The following is a 17,391-nucleotide window of genomic DNA, read 5'->3' as shown; positions in this document are numbered from 1 at the left end:
GCGCCTAGGCGTAGCTGGATGGCGAAAGTCCGATATAGGGCGATAGCGCGTTAGTGCTACCCCTCGCATGCCAGTGCGGTCATTCGGCCTACGCAAGTTTCCGGTGATAGCCGAGAGGCGCAAAACCATCCTTGAATGGACACTGGTGAACATGAATGCTTTTTGGGTCCAGCAAGATTCGCTTTCCGGATTTGCCCGAAGACGATATGGCGCTTTCCGGCCATTGTGTGCTTCGGTTTTGGCGGTAGCCCCAGCATGGAACACGCTCATGAATCCAAAAGGCGTTGAGTAGCGTATAGCGCACATGCCCATTTCTTCTACACTCTCCACCCCCATGACCCGCCGCCTAAGCCTCATGGGCATCGGTTCCGCCGTCGCAGCGCTGCTGTCCGGCTGTTCTGGTGCCCAGGTACTGGACCACCTGGTGGCCCATGACACCTACCACGGCCCCACGGGCGTGCCCTATGGGCCCGATCCCCGGCATCTGCTGGATGTGTACCAGCCAAAGACCAGCACGGTGCCCGGCCCTGCACCGGTGGTGCTGTTTTTTTATGGCGGCAACTGGACCAGCGGCGAGCGGGCCGAGTACCGCTTCGTCGGCGAAGCGCTGGCAGCCAACGGCATCATCGCGGTGGTAGCCGACTACCGGCTGAGCCCCCAGGTGCAGTACGACGGCTTTCTGGCAGATTGCGCCTTGGCCCTGCAGTGGACTTTGGCAAATGCCGCCAGCCTGGGTGGTGACCCTGCGCGGGTGATGGTAATGGGCCATTCGGCCGGGGCTTACAACGCAGCGATGCTGGCGCTGGACCCGCGCTGGCTGGCGCCTTTGGGCTTGGCACCCGATCGGCTTGCGGGCTGGATGGGGCTGGCCGGGCCCTACGACTTTTTGCCGATTGTGGACCCCCAGGTGCAGGTGGCTTTCAACTGGCCGCACACCCCCGCCGATTCCCAGCCGATCTTCTACGCCGACGCCAAGGCCCCCCGCACCCTGCTGCTGGCCGCACGCAATGACAAGATCGTGGATACGCAGCGCAACACCGTCGGCCTGGCAAACCGTTTGCGGGCTGCCGGTACCGACGTGGATATGCGGATCTTTGACCGCCTCAGCCATGTGACCACGGTTGCCGCGCTGGCCCGGCCGCTGGACTGGCTAGCCCCGGTTTTGCCGACCGTGCTGGACTTTGTACGCGGGGATCAGAGACCTGTGAAATAAGGTGGTCCGAGCTGTCGCCGGATGTGTGGCGTAACAGGCTTGCTTCGCTGATGGCCCCGAGGTTTATCCATCGCGGCGGGAGTCGCATATTGACTGGCTGCTGGCGCTAAGATGGCGTTTTGGGCCATAAACGGCCTGCCGCTATCACTTTGCCACGGTGCCGGCCAGCGCTGCTGTCCACCGCTTCCATGCATCACCTCTACACCCACCCCTACCAGGGCAGCTTTGGCAATGGCCTGGCCAAGTTGCTCAACTCGCTTCGCTTTGCCACGTATCGGCGCGCCCTCATGTCTCGTCTGCCCTTCATGACCTTGGACAGCGATGTCGTGGATGTGGTCTATATGAACTGGCTGGTGGACGAAGCCCTGGCAGCGCCGTTTGCCCCACCGGGCGCGCGGCTCTGGTCTTACCAGGGCCGCACCCCTTTCACGGTGCTGACCTATCGCCATGGGCATTTTGGCCCTCGGTGGATGGGGCCCTTGAGGCGCTTGATGCCTTCGCCGTTGCAGAGCAACTGGCGTTTGTACCTGGCAGAGCCGCTGGCCGATGCGCCGCCCATTCCCACGGTCGCCTTTGTCTACAACATGATGGACAGCCTCGCCTACGTGGCCGGGACGCGCTTGTTCAGTGATGCCTTGCCCTCCCATTGGCCGGCAGGCTTCGATTTCCGCGTGACTCCCGATGAGGCCATCGTCGACATCGCGCCCGGCGAGGGCAGCGCGCCAAGATTGGCGGCCAGGGCTGTCAGGGCGGCCGGGGCGGGGGACGCCGTCTTGCCGCCCCCCTGGTCCGGGATGTTCAACGGCTGGTCGGATGCGATCGTGCGCCTGGCCTCCCAGGACGCGGCGGTGGTGGAGGTGCCGACAGTGGAGGGCGCCGCTGGCAGGTCGGCCTTGGCGACGATTGCATTGCCGGTGGATGTCGCCTCGGTGGAACCCTTGGTGCTGGATACGCACACCCTTGAATGTCCGTTGCTGCAGAGGCTGGATGCGGACCCCGAGGCCCTCTCTTTTCTGCTGCCCAGCGTGCGCTTCTCTGCCTTGTCCGAACGGCTTTTGCGTGCTCCTGCCTGAGGCGGGCCGGCTGCAACAGCGTTGTTAGCCCAGCAAAAATGGGGGCTTGACGCAAACCAACCAACTAGTAGAATGGCTCATCTCTGAAAGCGCTACCTGCCCACCCGATGACTGTTGACCTCTCCCCCCGCGCCACTGAATTGGCAGAACATGCCCGGCAATTGCTGGCCGCTGGCGGCTACAACGGCTTCAGCTATGCGGATCTCTCTGAAAAGGTGGGGATCGGCAAGGCCAGCATCCACCACCATTTCCCCAGCAAGGCGGACTTGGTGTTGACGGTGGTGCAACGGCACCGTCAGCAATCTGTGGAAGGCTTGGCAGCGATGCAGCAGCATCTGGGCGACGATCCACAAGCCCAATTAAGCGCTTATGTCGATTACTGGGCGCGCTGCATACGCGACGGTTCATCGACGATGTGCATCTGCGCGATGCTGGCCGCTGAAGCGCCGATGATCCCGGTTGAGATAGCAGCCGAAGTGCGCGGCTATTTCCAGGACCTGACACAGTGGCTGGCAGCGGTGATCACGCAAGGCCAGGCCAAGGCACAGTTCAAGCCAGAAGCGAATGCGCCGGTAGAAGCACTCGCCTTGATGTCCACCGTGCACGGCGCGATGCTGACCGCCCGCGCGCTGGGCGATCCCGATGCTTTCCAGACGATCGTGCGCGCGGCGGTACATCGGCTGGCAGCTTGAAGAATGGCCCGATCATCCCAGGTCGTCGGGCCCTCTATTTTTTACCCTGGTACTCGACCAACTAGTCGGTTGTTTTTGGAAAGACGTTCCCATGCCACATCCCATCTCCACGCTTGGCGCCTTCCATACCGCCATCAGTTTGCTGCCGCTCGCTGCCGGCTTGTACAGCTTTGTCCGCTACCGCGCCATTGAGCCGGCCAAGCGCTCGGGTCAGCTGTACCTGGTGGGGTTGTTGCTGTCGGTGCTGACCGCTTTCGGCCTGTCCAGCACCGGAGGCTTCAACGCCGGCCATGCGTTGGGCATTCTGGCGCTGTTGGTCATCGGCGGGTCATTGCTCATCCGGCAGCTGCCGCTGTTCCCACGCCTGGTTCCCTACCTGTCGCAGTTTGGCTTTTCTTTCAGCTTCTTTCTGCTATTGGTCCCTGCCATTGGCGAGACCTTGACGCGTCTGCCGGTCGGCCATCCCCTGGCTACAGGGCCAGAATCACCGTTGGTACGTGGCACGGTGCTCGTGTGGTTGGTCATCTTTCTGGTGGGAGCCGGCTGGCAAATGTGGTGGATGCGCTCGCAGCGCAAGCGCTGAATAGGCAAAACCGGTTGTCTTCCGGCTGACAAGAGGTGGTGCAGAGGGTCCGCAACAGTGCGTTTGGAATTACCGCGCTTCTCGGGAACCAGCCGGTAAACACCGCCTTTGGCTGACAGACAACGCCCCCGCCTAGTGCTGCAATAGTTGCCGACTCATCCAATTCAGCGGCCCTATGAACGTTCAGCGACTGCTCCAATGGGTAGAAGTCTTCCGTTCAACCTGGGGCCCGAGGGCCTGAAAGTGGAAGCAATGACGCAATCGCATGGCAAACCCATCGCTAGAAACATAACGGTAGCGATCCTGGTCCTGGTGACCTTGTTTTTAGTGGGGGGCGGGGGATGGCTGATAGCGCTCGGTGGCTCGGCCTACTACCTGGTGGCAGGCGTGGTGCTGGCCGTCATCACCTGGTTGTATGCGCGTGACCGCGTCGCAAGCCTGTGGCTGTATGCCGTGCTGCTGTTCGCGACGATCGCATGGGGCATCTGGGAGTCGGGGACCGATTTCTGGGCGCTGACGCCGCGATTGGATATCTGGTTTGTGCTGGGGCTGTGGCTGGTGTTGCCTTGGGCCAGCCGGCGGCTGCTGCCCAGCGCGGGCGCGAAATCGCTGCTGTCGCTGGGCCTGGTGGCGGTGCTCGCGGTGCTGGGCCTGAGCTGGTTCAACGATCCGCAAGAAGTCAATGGCAGCCTGGCGCGCGCGCCATCGGCGCAGAAAACGCCGGTAGCAGGGGTAGCAGATGCCGACTGGCCGGCCTATGGCCGCACCCAGGCGGGTGTGCGCTACTCGCCGCTGGCGCAGATCAACGATGGCAATGTGAACAAGCTCCAGCTGGCCTGGAAGTACCAGACCGGCGACTTCAAGGGCGATGACGACTCGGGCGAAACCACGGCGGAGCTGACCCCCATCAAGGTGGGCAACCGCATGTTCATCTGCACGACGCACCAGTTCCTCGATGCCCTCGACCCCGCAACCGGCAAGCGCCTCTGGCGCTTTGATCCGCAGCTGAAGGCCGACCGGACCTTCCAGCATCTGACCTGCCGAGGCGTGTCTTACTACGACAGCGCCAACGTCGAGGCCAACAGCGCCAGCGTGCATAAGAACCTGACCCAGGCCTCGGCCGAGTGCCCCCGCAAGGTGATTCTGCCGGTGAACGATGGGCGCCTGTTCGCGGTGAACCCGGACACCGGCAAGCCTTGCAGCGACTTTGGCAGCCAGGGCCAGGTGGATCTGCAGGCGAATATGCCGTTTCCTTACCGTGGCGGCTACAACCCCACATCGCCCCCGGTGGTGACGGGCTCGACGATTGTGATTGGTGGCTCGATCACCGACAACCTGTCCAACGCGGAACCTTCTGGCGTGATTCGCGGTTATGACGTCAACACCGGCGCGCTGCGCTGGGTGTTCGATACCGGTGCCGAAGACCCGAACCAGATGCCCGGCGAAAAAGGCGAGTTTGTGCACAACTCCCCCAACGCCTGGGCGCCACTGGCCTATGACGCCCAGACCGACATCGTCTACGTGCCGACGGGCGTCGGAACGCCCGATATCTGGGGCGGTGACCGTACCGAATTGAAGGAGCGCTATGCCAACTCGATGCTGGCCCTGGATGCCAGCACCGGCAAGCTGGTCTGGAACTTCCAGACCACCCACCATGACCTCTGGGACATGGATGTGCCCTCGCAGCCTTCGCTGGTCGACCTCAAACGGCCCGATGGCACCACGGTGCCTGCGATTTATGTGTTGACCAAGACCGGTCAGCTGTTTGTGCTCAACCGGACGAATGGCGAAGCGATCCTGCCGGTGACCGAAAAGCCGGTGCCGCAAAGCGTCAAGCGCGGCCCGCAAACCAAGGGCGAGCACTATTCGCCAACGCAGCCGTTCTCGCCGTTGAACATGGGGCCGCATGAGAACCTGACGGACAAGAACATGTGGGGCGCCACCATGTTCGACCAGCTGATGTGCCGGGTGATCTTCCACCGCCTGAACTACGAGGGCATCTACACGCCGCCGTCGGAGAATGGCACCTTGGTGTTCCCCGGCAACCTCGGCATCTTTGAATGGGGTGGCATGTCGGTGGACAGCGACCGCCAGGTGGCGTTCATGAATCCGCTGGGCCTGCCCTTTGTCTCGCGCCTGATCCCGGCGGACCCGAACCGCCCGCGCACCGAAAAAGGCGCTGGCACCGAGCAGGGCGTGCAGCCCATGTATGGTACGCCGTATGGCGTAGAGCTCAATGCCTTCCTGTCGCCGCTGGGCCTGCCTTGCAAGGAACCTGCATGGATGACCGTCGCCGGAGTGGATCTCGCGACGCATGAAGTCGTGTGGCGCAAGCGCGTGGGCACCATCCGCGACAGCCTGCCCAAGCTGATGCAGCTGCCTCCTATCAAGGCCGGCGTGCCGGGCCTGGGCGGCCTGATCTCCACCGGTGGCAATCTGATGTTCATCGGCGCAACGCAAGACGACTACCTGCGCGCCTTCAACGCCAGCAATGGCGAGCTGCTCTGGCAGGCGCGCCTGCCTGCGGGCGGCCAGGCTACTCCCATGACTTATGACATCGGCGGCAAGCAGTATGTGGTCATCATGGCCGGCGGGCATGGCTCGTTCGGCACCAAGATGGGCGACTCGCTGATGGCCTATGCATTGCCGGATTGAGCTGAAGACGCGGACATAGCGGGCGCTGCCGCCCCAGGGGCACCGCTTTCGCAGAGGCCCCCTGGGTCTTTGCAAGAATTGTTACGATTCGCCTACCCGGCCATCCTTGGCCGGGTTTTTGCCGTCTCGCTTGGCCGTTTATGAATTCCTCGTCTCCCTCCTATGTCATTGGTATCGATCTGGGCACCAGCCACACGGTGGTGGCCTATGCAGCACTGACGGCGGCGGGGGACGAGATTGCACTGCTGACCATTCCCCAACGCAGCAGCGCGGCGGAAGTTCAGGCGCAGACCCTGCTGCCCTCCGTGCGCTACCAGGCCGCAGCGGGCGAGCTGGGCGATGCCTGGCAGCGGCCCTGGCCGCCGCAAGGCGCGAGCGACGAAGCACCTGCAGTCATCGGCCGCTGGGCCCGTGACTTGGGCGCCGCCGTGCCCAGCCGCCTGGTGGCCAGCGCCAAAAGCTGGCTGTCGCACCCCGGGGTGGACCGCAGCGCGGCCATCCTGCCCTGGGGCGCCGGTGACGAGGTCGCCAAGATATCGCCCCTCGCGGCATCGGCTTCGTACCTGGCCCATGTCAAGGCCGCCTGGGAGCAGGCCCATCCGCAGGCGCCGCTCGGCGCGCAGATCGTTGTGCTGACGGTGCCGGCCTCGTTTGACGAGGGCGCACGCGCGCTGACCCTGGAGGCCGCCCAACTGGCGAGCCTGCCCCAGGTGCATTTGCTCGAAGAGCCCAAGGCCGCTTTCCATGACTGGCTGGTGCTGCAGGGCGAGCAGCTGGCTGCGCGGCTGGCCGATAGCCGCCTGGTGCTGGTGGTGGATGTGGGCGGTGGCACCACCGACCTGACCTTGATCCAGGTCGAACCCGCTGCCGATGGCGGCCTGCCCAGCCTGACGCGCACTGCCGTGGGCGAGCATTTGATGCTGGGCGGTGACAACATGGACCTGGCGCTGGCCCACCAGCTGGAGCCCCAGTTTGCACCCGAAGGCCAGCGCCTGCCGGCAGCCCGTTTTGCGCAACTGGTGCAGCGCTGCCGCATCGCCAAGGAGCAGTTGCTGGCAGCCGATGCACCTGAGCAGGTCGCCGTGACCATGCTGGGCGGCGGCAGCCGGCTGCTGGCCCAAAGCAAGACCGCCAGCCTGAGCCGTGCCCAGGTGCAGCAATGGGTGGTTGAAGGATTTTTGCCGCTGGCCGATCGCAGCGCGGTGCCCAGCAAACGCCAGGGTGCCTTGCGCGGCTTTGGCTTGCCATACCCGGCCGATGCGGCCATCACCCGGCACCTGGCGCAGTTTTTGGCGCAGCATGCGGGCAGTGGCGGGGCGCAGGCGCTGCCCGATACCGTCTTGCTCAATGGCGGCGTGTTCCATGCGCATGCGGTGGTGGAGCGGCTGACGCAGCAGCTCAGCGCCTGGCGTGGCGCGCCAGTGCGCATGCTGCACAACCCGCACCCCGATTGGGCGGTGGCCCGGGGCGCGGCCGCCTATGGCCTGACCCGTTTTGCGCCTGAGGCTGAGCCCGCTGCAGCGCTAACCGCAGCGGCCGATGCAGCAGCGCCACCTGTGGCCAGCTTGCGCAGCCGTTTGCCGCAGATTGGTGGCGGATCGGCCCGCAGCTACTGGCTGCTGCTGCGCGGAGCCAAAGGCGCAGCACCCCAGGGCCTGTGCCTGGTGCCACGCGGCACCCAGGAAGGCGTGCGCATGGTTTTATCGGGCCGGCGCTTTGCGCTCAAGCTGGGCCAGGCGGTGCGCTTTGACCTGCTGGCCAACAGCTTGCCCAGCCAGCCGGCCCAGGCCGGGCAACTGGCCCCGCTGCAGGGGGAAGGTTGGGTGGAGCTGCCGCCGCTGGCCACCGTGCTGCCGGCACCCGAGGGCCAGCACAAGAGCCAGATCGAGGTGCAGCTGCAGGCCAGCATGACCGAAGTCGGCACCCTGGAAGTGCGCTGCCTGGCGGTCGACGACCCCAGCCAATCCTGGCTGCTGCCGCTCAGCCTGCGCGGCGCCGTGCAGGCAGCCGATGACAGCGCGGCCACCGAGGACAGCGCCGACGAGGCGCGGGCCAGCGCGCGCCGCGAGCAGGCGATTGCGCAGATCGACCGTATTTTTGGCAACCAGGCGCAGGCGGTGGACGCCAAGGAAGTGCGCCAGCTGCGCCAGGTGCTGGAGCGGCTGCTGGGCCCGCGCAACAGCTGGGACCTGGCCCTGCTGCGCGCCATGTTTGATGCGCTGCTGGCGCGTGCCAAGCGCCGCCGCCGCACGCCCGAGCATGAGCGCGCCTGGCTGAACCTGGCCGGCTGGTGCCTGCGCCCGGGCCTAGGCGCGCAGCTCGATGCCTGGCGGGTGGAGCAGGTCTGGGCGCTGTACCCGCAAGGCCTGGGCCATGGCAAGGAGCCGGGCAACTGGACCGAATGGTGGGTGTTCTGGCGCCGCGTAGCGGCCGGCTTGAACGAAGCGCAGCAGATGGAGCTGCTCGAAGATGTGGCCGGCCACATGCAAAAGGCGGTGCAGCAAACCACCCGCAAGCGCGCCGATGGCAGCGGCGGCAAAAGCAGCCATGGCAGCTATGACGACATGCTGCGCCTGTTTGCCGCGATGGAGGCCGTCCCTTGGCAGTACCGCCAGGAGATGGGCCAGTGGATGCTGCAGCGCCTGAAGCGCGAGGGCGAAACCGTGCAGACCTGGTGGGCCATAGGCCGCCTGGCTGCCCGCCAGCCGATGGCCGCCAATGCCCACCTGGTCATGCCACCCAACGCCGCCCAGGAGTTTGTGCAGGCCACGCTGGCCCAGGACTGGCGCCGCAACGAGACCGCCATGTTTGCCGCGCTGCAGATGGCCCGCATGACCGGCGACCGCGCCCGCGACCTGCCCGATGCGCTGCGCACGGAGGTGCTGGACAAGATGCGCAGCAGCGGCGCACCCGAGCGCTGGATCGCGATGGTGAGCCAGGTGGTGGCCATGGATGCCGAAGACCAGCAACGCAGCCTGGGCGACAGCCTGCCGCCGGGTTTGGTACTTTTATAGCCCCGTATTTGGGCGCTGGCCTCTGCTGCAATCGCGATGTGTGGCCAGGGCCCGGCGCGGCATTCTGCCTCCCGGCCAGTGCAACAATGGCGGCTGCGCCGCGCGGGACTGCCGGCGCTGTGCCTTTTTCCAGGAGATATTGCAATGATGTTTGACACGACCCCCTCTTCAGCTTGCTTGCCGCGCCGTGCCGCGCTGGCTGCGGCACTGGCCACCGTGCTGGCGGGCGGCGTGCTACCCCAGGCCTGGGCCCAAGGCAGTGCTGCCAGTAGCGCCAATTGGCCGAGCAAACCCATCACCTTTGTCGTGCCCCAGGCACCCGGCGGTGCCAATGACGTGATTGCCCGTGCCGTGGCGCAGGGCCTGGGCCAGTCGCTCGGGCAGCCGGTGATTGTGGAGAACCGGGCAGGGGCCAATGGCAATGTGGGCACCAGCCAGGTGGCGCGCAGCGCGGCCGATGGCTACACCTTTTTGGTGACGGCGCAGAGCGCCTACACGATCAACCCGGCGCTCTACAGCTCGGTGCCGTTTGACCCGATCAAGGACTTCACGCCGGTGATGCAGCTGGCCGTGGCACCTTACCTGCTGGTGGTGAACCCGAACTTTCCGGCCAAGAACCTGGACGAGCTGGTGGCCTATGCCAAGCAGCACCCGGGCAAGGTCGAGTACGCCTCGGCCGGCAATGGCACCCTGAACCATTTGCTGGGCGAGATGCTGAAAAAGCAAAAGGGCGTGGACCTGCTGCATGTGCCGTACAAGGGCGCCTCGGCCGCTGCCACCGATGTGGTGGCCGGCCAGCTGCCGATGACCTTTGGCAGCTTTCCCGGCGTGATGCCCTTTGTGACCAGCGGCAAGCTGCGGGTGCTGGGCGTGGCCTCGGACAAGCCAACCCAGCTGGCGCCCGAGATCCCGCCGTTGGGCAAGGGCCTGGCTGTTACCAGCTGGTACGGCCTGTTTGCACCGGCCGGCACGCCCGATACCGTCGTCGTGCGCCTGCATGCCGCCATCACCAAGGTGCTGGCCACGCCGGTGATGGCCGAGCGCCTGAAGACCTTGGGCGCCGAATCGGTGGTGTCGACCCCGCAGAGCTTCAAGGCCAGCCTGCCGGCCGAGCTGGCCTACTGGAAGCAGGTGGTGCAGGACTCGGGAGCGCACATTGACTGAGCCCCAAGACGCCGCACTGCTGGCCGCCTGCAGGCAATTGCCGGTCGTCGGCCTGCTGCCGGCGGGCCCGCGCAATGCCATCACCGATGTGGCTGGCCTGCGCCTGGGGCATTGCACGGTGGCCGATGGCGATCTGCAGACCGGGGTCACGGTGCTGATCCCTCCGCAGGGCAACCCCTTTATGCACAAGCTGCCTGCGGGCCTGGCGGTGATCAATGGCTTTGGCAAGAGCGCCGGCCTGGTGCAGCTGGCCGAGCTGGGCCAGATTGAAACCCCGATTGCGCTGACCAATACCTTTGGCGTCTCTGCCGTGGTGCAGGCGCAGATTGCGCACTGCATTGCCGCCAACCCCGAATGCGGCCGCAGCCTGCCCACCGTGAATGCGCTGGTGCTGGAATGCAATGACGGCTACCTGAGCGATATCCAGCGCATGGCCATTGGCCCGGCGCACTACCAGGCAGCGCTGGACAGCGCCTCGACCGAAGTGCAGCAAGGCGCAGTGGGCGCGGGCCGGGGCATGTCGGCCTTCCAGCTCAAGGGTGGCATCGGCAGCGCATCGCGCCAGGTGGTGGTGGGCGAGCAGCGCTACACCGTCGGCGCGCTGGTGCTGGCCAATATGGGCAAGCTGTCCGATCTGCGCTGGGGCGGCCAGGCACCGGGCGCAGCGCTGGAGCGGCGGCTGCAGGCCAAGCTGGCCGCAGCTACGGCTGCCGCAGCTACGGCTGCCGCAGCAGGCGACGGTGTGGACAAGGGCAGCATCATCATGCTGCTGGCCACCGATGCACCGCTGGACAGCCGCCAGCTCAGCCGTGTGGCGCGGCGTGCGGCGGCCGGCCTGGCCAATACCGGCTCCTGCTACGGCCATGGCAGCGGCGATATTGCGCTGGCGTTCTCGACCGCTTACACCTTGCCGGCCGATGCGGCCGCACCCATGCCGGCGCTGGCGATGCTGCATGAGGCGCAGCTGGACCCGCTGTTCCGCGCGGCGGCCGATGCGGTGGAACAATCCATTTTGAATGCGCTGTGGCATGCCCAGAGCGTGCAAGGGCGCGACGGCCACCAGCGCTGGGGGCTGCAAGAACTCTGCAAGGACTGAAGCGATGAAAGTACTGATTTCTGTCGATATCGAAGGCGTGGCCGGTGTCTACCACCCCGAGCAGGTGCGCGCGGGCAACCCCGAGTACGAGCGCGCGCGCCGCCTGATGGCCCAGGAGGCCAATGCCGCCGTCGAAGGCGCTTTTGCCGCTGGCGCGCTGGAGGTCTATGTCAACGACTCGCATGGCGGCTTTCGCAATATGCCGCCCGATCTGCTCGATGCGCGTGCCCAGGTCATCCAGGGCAAGCCGCGCTACCTGAGCATGGTGGCCGGTGTGGAGCTGGGGGTGGATGCGGTCTGCATGGTCGGCTACCACTCGCGCGCGCAGGGCCGGGGCATTCTGGCCCACACCATCAACAGCTTTGCCTTTGCCAGCATCCACATCAACGGGCAGGAGGCCAGCGAGGCCAGCATTTATGGCGCCTTGGCAGGCGCCTATGGCGCGCCGGTGGTGATGCTGGCCGGCGACGATGTGCTGCGCGAGGAGAACCAGGCGATTTTCCCGCATGCGGTGTTTGTGCAGACCAAGCGCGCCACCGGCCAGGGCAGTGGCATCAGCCTCTCGCCCGAGCAGGCGCAACAGGCCATCCGCGCCGGGGTGGCGCAGGGCCTGGCCGGCCGCGCGCGCTGCCAGCCGCTGCCAACGGCGAGCCCGGTGCAGGTGCAGATTGCCGCCACCTCGCCCGGCATGGCCGATCTGTTCTGCCAGTGGCCGACGCTGGAGCGGGTCGATGGCCGCACAGTGCGCTTCAGCGCGCCGGACATCGAATCGGCCGTGCGCATGACCAACTGCCTGTCGGCCATGTCCAGCATGCTGCGCTGAGCGGCCTGCGGCCATGCCCCGGCGGGCATGGCATGAAACCTGCTGGGTAGAGCGCTCAACATCGTTGGTGCGCGTTTATGAAGTCTTCCCTGCATTTTCTGGTCGCTGCCCGCCAGCATGAGATGGCTGCGCTGGAACAGCTGGGCAAGGCCTGCTCGCTGGTGGTGGCCATGTCCTCGCTGGTGCATGCGCTGCAAAAGGAGCGCGGGCTGTCTAATATGGTGCTGGCCAGCGGCGGCGCGCAGGGCGCCGAGCTGCTGGCGCCCCAGCGGCTGCTGGCGGATGCACAGATCGCCAACGTGCGCGATGAGCTCGATCGCCTGGGCCCGCACCCCTCGGGCGGCAGCGGCGCACGGCTGTGCAATGCGATTGCCTATACCTTGCAAGGCGTGGCGGCCCTGCCTGCGCTGCGCGCCCAGGTGCAGGCCGGCGGGCTGACACCGGCGGTCTGTACCGATGCCTTTGCGCGCCTGATTGCCGGCTGCCTGGCGGTGGTGTTTGAGGCGGCCGACAGCGCCAACGAGCCCGAGATATCGCGCATGCTGGTGGCCCTGTTCCACCTGATGCAGGGCAAGGAGCTGGCCGGGCAGGAGCGCGCCTGCGGCACCAGCGCCTTTGCCTCAGGCCAACTGCAGCCTGGCGCCCGGGCGCAGTGGCTGCACCTGATCGAATCGCAGGAGCGCTGTTTTGAGGTGTTTGCCAGCTTGGCCAGCGCCCGCGTGCTGCTGCTGTGGCAGGCCCATGTGGCGGGAGATACCGATATGGCGGCGGTGGAGCGCATGCGCCGCGTGGCCCACACCGCCACCGGCGCCAGCCTGAACCGCAGCTGGAGCGCCGATTGGTTTGCCGCCTGCAGCCACCGGCTCGATGCCTTGCATGGCGTGGAGACTCTGGTGGCGCAGGAACTGCAGGTGCTGTGCCTGCACAAGCTGCAGGCCCAGGAGCAAGCGCTGGCGGCCTTGCAGGCGCTGCCGCCGGGCGCCGAAGGGGTTGCTGGGGCCATAGAGGGCGGCATGGCTTTTTTTGAAGCCTCGGCGCCGCCCGATGCCTGGTCGCCGGATGCCGTGGGCGCGCCGGCGCTGGGGCGCGATATCTTGTCGCTGGTGCAGCAGCAAGCGCAGCGGCTGCAGACCATGCAGAGCCAGATCCACGAAGCCCGCACTGCCCTGCATGAGCGCAAGACCCTGGAGCGCGCCAAGGGCCTGCTGATGGCCCAGCACCAGCTCAGCGAGAGCGATGCCTACCAGCTGCTGCGCCAGACGGCGATGAACCAGAACAAGCGCATGCAGGAGGTGGCCGAGGCGGTGCTGGCGATGGCGGCCTTGGTGCCCACCGTGCCTGGAGCGCCTGCCACGCCTGCCGCCCCCGAGCGCCGCTGATCCGGGCCGCTACCAACGCGCCTGCGCACCAAAGCATGGCAGCCATCCTGCAGCCAGCTGCTGCAATGCACCATTGCAGGGACGGTAGAGGGCAATCGGTGCTGGCAGCGGTCTGCACGCCAGAGAGCAGCACCGCATTTTCTAAATTGGCATGGAATATGCATTGATCTCCTCAACCAGGCCAAAGGCGGCCTGTTTCCGGTAATCGCGAGTTATTTCGGGACAACGGCGTCCCTTTCCTGATGGTGCAAGCCATCAGCGGAAGGACGCCGTTTTTTGTTTTTGGAACATGCAACGCTTTCGATGGAGTCCGACCAGAATGACGACACGCCCCACCACTGATACCGCCCCGGCGGCCGAGGCCTCGCCCGCTCCGTCGGCCCAGGCCGGCCGCCGCCAGTTTCTGCGCCATGGCGCCCAGGCCGCAGCGGCCACCTTTGTCTACAGCGCGCTGGGCCACCAGGGTGTTTGGGCCGCTGGCTCGGATGCGCCCGAGAAAAAAGAGGTCAACATCGGCTTTATCCCGCTGACCGACTGCGCCAGCGTCGTGATGGCCTCGGTGCTGGGCCTGGACCAGAAGTACGGCGTCAAGATCACGCCGACCAAGGAAGCCAGCTGGGCCGGTGTGCGCGACAAGCTGACCAATGGCGACCTGGACATGGCCCATGTGCTCTACGGCCTGGTCTATGGCGTGCAGCTGGGCGTGGGCAGCCCGCAAAAGGACATGGCGGTGCTGATGACGCTCAACCGCAATGGCCAGGCGATCACCCTGTCCAAAAAGCTGGCGGACAAAGGCGCGGTGGATGCCGCCTCGCTCGCCAAGCTGATGGCTGCCGAGAAGCGCGAATACACCTTTGCACAGACCTTCCCCACAGGCACCCATGCGATGTGGCTCTACTACTGGCTGGCCAGCGCGGGCATCCACCCGCTCAAGGATGCCAAGGTGATCACCGTGCCGCCGCCGCAGATGGTGGCCAATATGCGCGTGGGCAATATGGATGGCTTTTGCGTGGGCGAGCCCTGGGGCCACCGCGCGATCATGGATAGCATCGGCATCACGGCCGTCACCACCCAGGACATCTGGCGCGACCACCCGGAAAAGGTGCTGGGCTGCACGCAGGACTTTGTCAGCCGCCACCCCAACACCGCGCGCGCCGTGACCATGGCCATCCTGGAGGCGGGCCGCTGGATCGATGCCAGCCTGCAGAACAAGCAGAAGATGGCCGAGACCATTGCCGGCAAGGCCTATGTGAACACCAGCGTGGATGCGATCAACCAGCGCATTCTGGGCCGCTACCAGAATGGCATGGGCAAGACCTGGGACGACCCCAACCACATGAAGTTCTTTGCCGACGGCGATGCCAGCTACCCCTACCTGTCCGATGGCATGTGGTTCCTCACCCAGCACAAGCGCTGGGGTTTGCTGAAGAACCACCCCGACTACTTGGCCGTCGCGAAAAAGATCAACCAGACCGCGCTGTACAAGGAAGCGGCCACGCAGCTGAAGATGGCCGTGCCCAAGTCGGACATGCGCAGCAGCCAGCTGATCGACGGCAAGGTCTGGGATGGTTCGGACCCCGCCAAGTACGCCGACAGCTTTGCGATCAAAGCCTGATAAGGAGCACCCCATGCCAGCTGCACTGCGAGAGAGTCTGTCGCCCTTGCCGACATCGGGCCCGGCCCCGGCCGAGCGCAAGGTCTTGTCCATCCATGAGCACATGGCGCGCAGCCTGCCTACCGCCGGGCTGGCTGCGGCGGCCGAGCCCTCAGCGCCAACAGTGCCATCAGCGCCTGCTGCTGCGGCCCCACGCGATCTGGCTGCCGCCTGGCAGCAGCGCTTTGGCAGCCTGGTGCAAAACCTGCTGCCACCGGTGCTGGGCTTTGGCCTGTTGCTGGTGCTGTGGTCCATCATCGCCCAGGGCAACCCCGGCATTCCCGGACCGCAGGAGACCTGGCTGCAGGCGCAGGAGATCTTTCGCGATCCCTTCTACCGCAACGGCCCCAATGACCAGGGCGTGGGCTGGAATGTGCTGGCCTCGCTGCAGCGGGTGAGCATCGGCTTTGGCCTGGCGGCGCTGGTCGGCATTCCGCTGGGCTTTGTCATCGGCCGCTTCGAGTTTCTCTCGCGCATGTTCAACCCGGTGATCAGCCTGCTGCGCCCGGTGTCTCCGCTGGCCTGGCTGCCGATTGGCCTGCTGGTGTTCAAGGGCGCGAACCCGGCGGCGATCTGGACCATCTTCATCTGCTCGATCTGGCCGATGGTGATCAACACGGCCGTGGGTGTGCAGCGCGTGCCGCAGGACTATATGAATGTGGCGCGGGTGCTGAACTTGAGCGAGTGGAAGATCGCCACCACCATTCTCTTCCCCGCCGTGCTGCCCTACATGCTGACCGGTGTGCGCCTGGCCGTGGGCACCGCCTGGCTGGTGATCGTCGCTGCCGAGATGCTGACCGGTGGCGTGGGCATTGGCTTCTGGGTCTGGGACGAGTGGAACAACCTCAATGTCAAGAACATCATCATTGCGATCTTTGTCATCGGCCTGGTCGGCCTGCTGCTGGAATGGGCGCTGATCCGCCTGGCCTCGGCTTTCACTTTTGAGGAGGTCAAGGCATGACGCCCAATACGCTCAACATCCCCGCTACGCCCCAGGACAAGTACATCGAGATCCAGCAGGTGGCGCAAAGCTTCAAGACTGCCAAGGGCCTGTTCCAGGCGCTGCAGGGCATCAACCTGGAGATTGCCCAGGGCGAGTTTGTCAGCCTGATCGGCCACTCGGGCTGCGGCAAATCCACCTTGCTGAACCTGATTGCCGGCCTGACCAGCCCCAGCGAAGGCACTTTGCTCTGCGCCAACCGCGAGATCAAGGGCCCCGGGCCGCAGCGGGCTGTGGTGTTCCAGAACCATTCGCTGCTGCCCTGGCTGACCTGCTGGGCCAATGTGCACCTGGCAGTCGAGCGGGTGTTTGGCGGGCGCGAGCGCAAGGCCCAGCTCGTCGCCCGCACCGATGCCGCGCTGGCGCTGGTGGGCTTGACCCACGCGGCGCAAAAGCGCCCCGGCGAGATATCGGGTGGCATGAAGCAGCGCGTGGGCATTGCCCGGGCCTTGTCGATGGAGCCCCAGGTGCTGCTGATGGACGAGCCCTTTGGCGCGCTGGATGCTCTCACCCGCGCCAAGCTGCAGGATGAGCTGCTGGAGATCGTTGCGCGTACGCGCAGCACCGTGGTGATGGTGACCCATGATGTGGATGAAGCCGTGCTGCTGTCCGACAAGATCGTGATGATGACCAATGGGCCGGCCGCGACGATCGGCGAGGTGCTGCCGGTGCCCCTGGCCCGCCCGCGCAACCGGGTGGCCTTGGCCGAGGATGCGCAGTACCAGGCCTGCCGCAAGGCGGTGATCGACTTTCTCTACACCCGCCAGGTGCATGTGGAGAAGGTGGCCTGAGCGCTGCCATTGATGCCGCCCCAGGCGCTCCCCACGGAGCGCCTTTTTTATGCACGCAAATGAGGCAGCGCGGCACGCAAGCAGCACAAAAAATGTGCACAGACGATGCGCGGCTGCGGGCGCGCGTCGACAGCCAACTTGGTATGGAACTTGCATAGTTGTTGGCGTGGCCATGGCGGCCACCGGATGGTGGTGCAAAGTGGCGCTGCCGTCCAAAGACAAAGACGTCTAAGCGCGCATGCCTGGCATGCGGC

13 protein-coding genes are annotated in these 17,391 nt (G+C 65.6%); all 13 read left to right on the top strand.

Annotation, left to right across the window (positions count from 1 at the left end):
- The first annotated feature begins 334 nt into the window (after positions 1-334).
- The 13 genes from LPW39_RS20170 (at position 335) to LPW39_RS20110 (ending at position 17,137) form a co-directional block, all read left to right on the top strand.
- Complete coding sequence (locus LPW39_RS20170) at positions 335-1,213, top strand: alpha/beta hydrolase (protein ID WP_230779251.1); 879 nt, start codon at positions 335-337, stop codon at positions 1,211-1,213.
- A gap of 188 nt (positions 1,214-1,401) precedes the next feature.
- Positions 1,402-2,286, top strand: a complete 885-nt coding sequence (locus LPW39_RS20165; protein WP_230779248.1) for a DUF2071 domain-containing protein — start codon at positions 1,402-1,404, stop codon at positions 2,284-2,286.
- A gap of 107 nt (positions 2,287-2,393) precedes the next feature.
- Positions 2,394-2,978, top strand: coding sequence for a TetR/AcrR family transcriptional regulator (locus LPW39_RS20160; protein ID WP_230779245.1), 585 nt, complete (start codon positions 2,394-2,396; stop codon positions 2,976-2,978).
- Positions 2,979-3,069: 91 nt separating this feature from the next.
- Complete coding sequence (locus LPW39_RS20155) at positions 3,070-3,561, top strand: hypothetical protein (RefSeq protein ID WP_230779242.1); 492 nt, start codon at positions 3,070-3,072, stop codon at positions 3,559-3,561.
- 252 nt (positions 3,562-3,813) lie between these two features.
- On the top strand, positions 3,814-6,216 hold the full coding sequence (locus tag LPW39_RS20150; RefSeq protein WP_230779240.1) for a glucose/quinate/shikimate family membrane-bound PQQ-dependent dehydrogenase: 2,403 nt from the start codon (positions 3,814-3,816) through the stop codon (positions 6,214-6,216).
- A 140-nt stretch (positions 6,217-6,356) separates the two neighbouring features.
- On the top strand, positions 6,357-9,230 hold the full coding sequence (locus LPW39_RS20145; protein WP_230779237.1) for an Hsp70 family protein: 2,874 nt from the start codon (positions 6,357-6,359) through the stop codon (positions 9,228-9,230).
- A gap of 144 nt (positions 9,231-9,374) precedes the next feature.
- Complete coding sequence (locus LPW39_RS20140; protein WP_230779234.1) at positions 9,375-10,394, top strand: tripartite tricarboxylate transporter substrate binding protein; 1,020 nt, start codon at positions 9,375-9,377, stop codon at positions 10,392-10,394.
- Positions 10,387-11,490 carry a DmpA family aminopeptidase gene (locus tag LPW39_RS20135; protein WP_230779231.1) on the top strand — a complete coding sequence of 368 codons (1,104 nt, stop codon included), beginning with the start codon at positions 10,387-10,389 and terminating at the stop codon, positions 11,488-11,490. Before LPW39_RS20140 ends, LPW39_RS20135 begins: the two co-directional genes overlap by 8 nt.
- Positions 11,491-11,494: 4 nt before the next feature.
- Positions 11,495-12,313: a M55 family metallopeptidase gene (locus LPW39_RS20130; protein ID WP_230779228.1), complete on the top strand. Its 819-nt coding sequence runs from the start codon at positions 11,495-11,497 to the stop codon at positions 12,311-12,313.
- A gap of 77 nt (positions 12,314-12,390) precedes the next feature.
- Positions 12,391-13,692, top strand: coding sequence for a nitrate regulatory protein (locus LPW39_RS20125; protein ID WP_230779225.1), 1,302 nt, complete (start codon positions 12,391-12,393; stop codon positions 13,690-13,692).
- Between the two features lie 319 nt (positions 13,693-14,011).
- Entirely contained in the window at positions 14,012-15,307 is a 1,296-nt protein-coding gene (locus LPW39_RS20120; protein ID WP_230779222.1) for a CmpA/NrtA family ABC transporter substrate-binding protein, read from the top strand.
- 103 nt (positions 15,308-15,410) lie between these two features.
- Positions 15,411-16,307 carry a nitrate ABC transporter permease gene (ntrB, locus tag LPW39_RS20115; protein WP_230779340.1) on the top strand — a complete coding sequence of 299 codons (897 nt, stop codon included), beginning with the start codon at positions 15,411-15,413 and terminating at the stop codon, positions 16,305-16,307.
- Positions 16,304-17,137, top strand: a complete 834-nt coding sequence (locus tag LPW39_RS20110) for an ABC transporter ATP-binding protein (RefSeq protein WP_230779219.1) — start codon at positions 16,304-16,306, stop codon at positions 17,135-17,137. Before ntrB ends, LPW39_RS20110 begins: the two co-directional genes overlap by 4 nt.
- Positions 17,138-17,391: the final 254 nt, after the last annotated feature.

This window comes from Comamonas koreensis, from assembly GCF_021026195.1.
Classification (GTDB): Bacteria; Pseudomonadota; Gammaproteobacteria; order Burkholderiales; family Burkholderiaceae_C; genus Comamonas; species Comamonas koreensis.
Note: the sequence above shows the minus strand (reverse complement) of the source record. Positions and strands in the feature narration are given on the sequence as shown.

Coding starts and splice junctions, on each gene's coding strand:
- LPW39_RS20110 (WP_230779219.1), top strand. CDS start 16,304: ATGACGCCCAATACGCTCAACATCCCCGCTACGCCCCAGGACAAGTAC.
- LPW39_RS20170 (WP_230779251.1), top strand. CDS start 335: ATGACCCGCCGCCTAAGCCTCATGGGCATCGGTTCCGCCGTCGCAGCG.
- LPW39_RS20155 (WP_230779242.1), top strand. CDS start 3,070: ATGCCACATCCCATCTCCACGCTTGGCGCCTTCCATACCGCCATCAGT.
- LPW39_RS20125 (WP_230779225.1), top strand. CDS start 12,391: ATGAAGTCTTCCCTGCATTTTCTGGTCGCTGCCCGCCAGCATGAGATG.
- LPW39_RS20130 (WP_230779228.1), top strand. CDS start 11,495: ATGAAAGTACTGATTTCTGTCGATATCGAAGGCGTGGCCGGTGTCTAC.
- LPW39_RS20145 (WP_230779237.1), top strand. CDS start 6,357: ATGAATTCCTCGTCTCCCTCCTATGTCATTGGTATCGATCTGGGCACC.
- LPW39_RS20160 (WP_230779245.1), top strand. CDS start 2,394: ATGACTGTTGACCTCTCCCCCCGCGCCACTGAATTGGCAGAACATGCC.
- LPW39_RS20140 (WP_230779234.1), top strand. CDS start 9,375: ATGATGTTTGACACGACCCCCTCTTCAGCTTGCTTGCCGCGCCGTGCC.
- LPW39_RS20120 (WP_230779222.1), top strand. CDS start 14,012: ATGACGACACGCCCCACCACTGATACCGCCCCGGCGGCCGAGGCCTCG.
- ntrB (WP_230779340.1), top strand. CDS start 15,411: ATGGCGCGCAGCCTGCCTACCGCCGGGCTGGCTGCGGCGGCCGAGCCC.
- LPW39_RS20165 (WP_230779248.1), top strand. CDS start 1,402: ATGCATCACCTCTACACCCACCCCTACCAGGGCAGCTTTGGCAATGGC.
- LPW39_RS20150 (WP_230779240.1), top strand. CDS start 3,814: ATGACGCAATCGCATGGCAAACCCATCGCTAGAAACATAACGGTAGCG.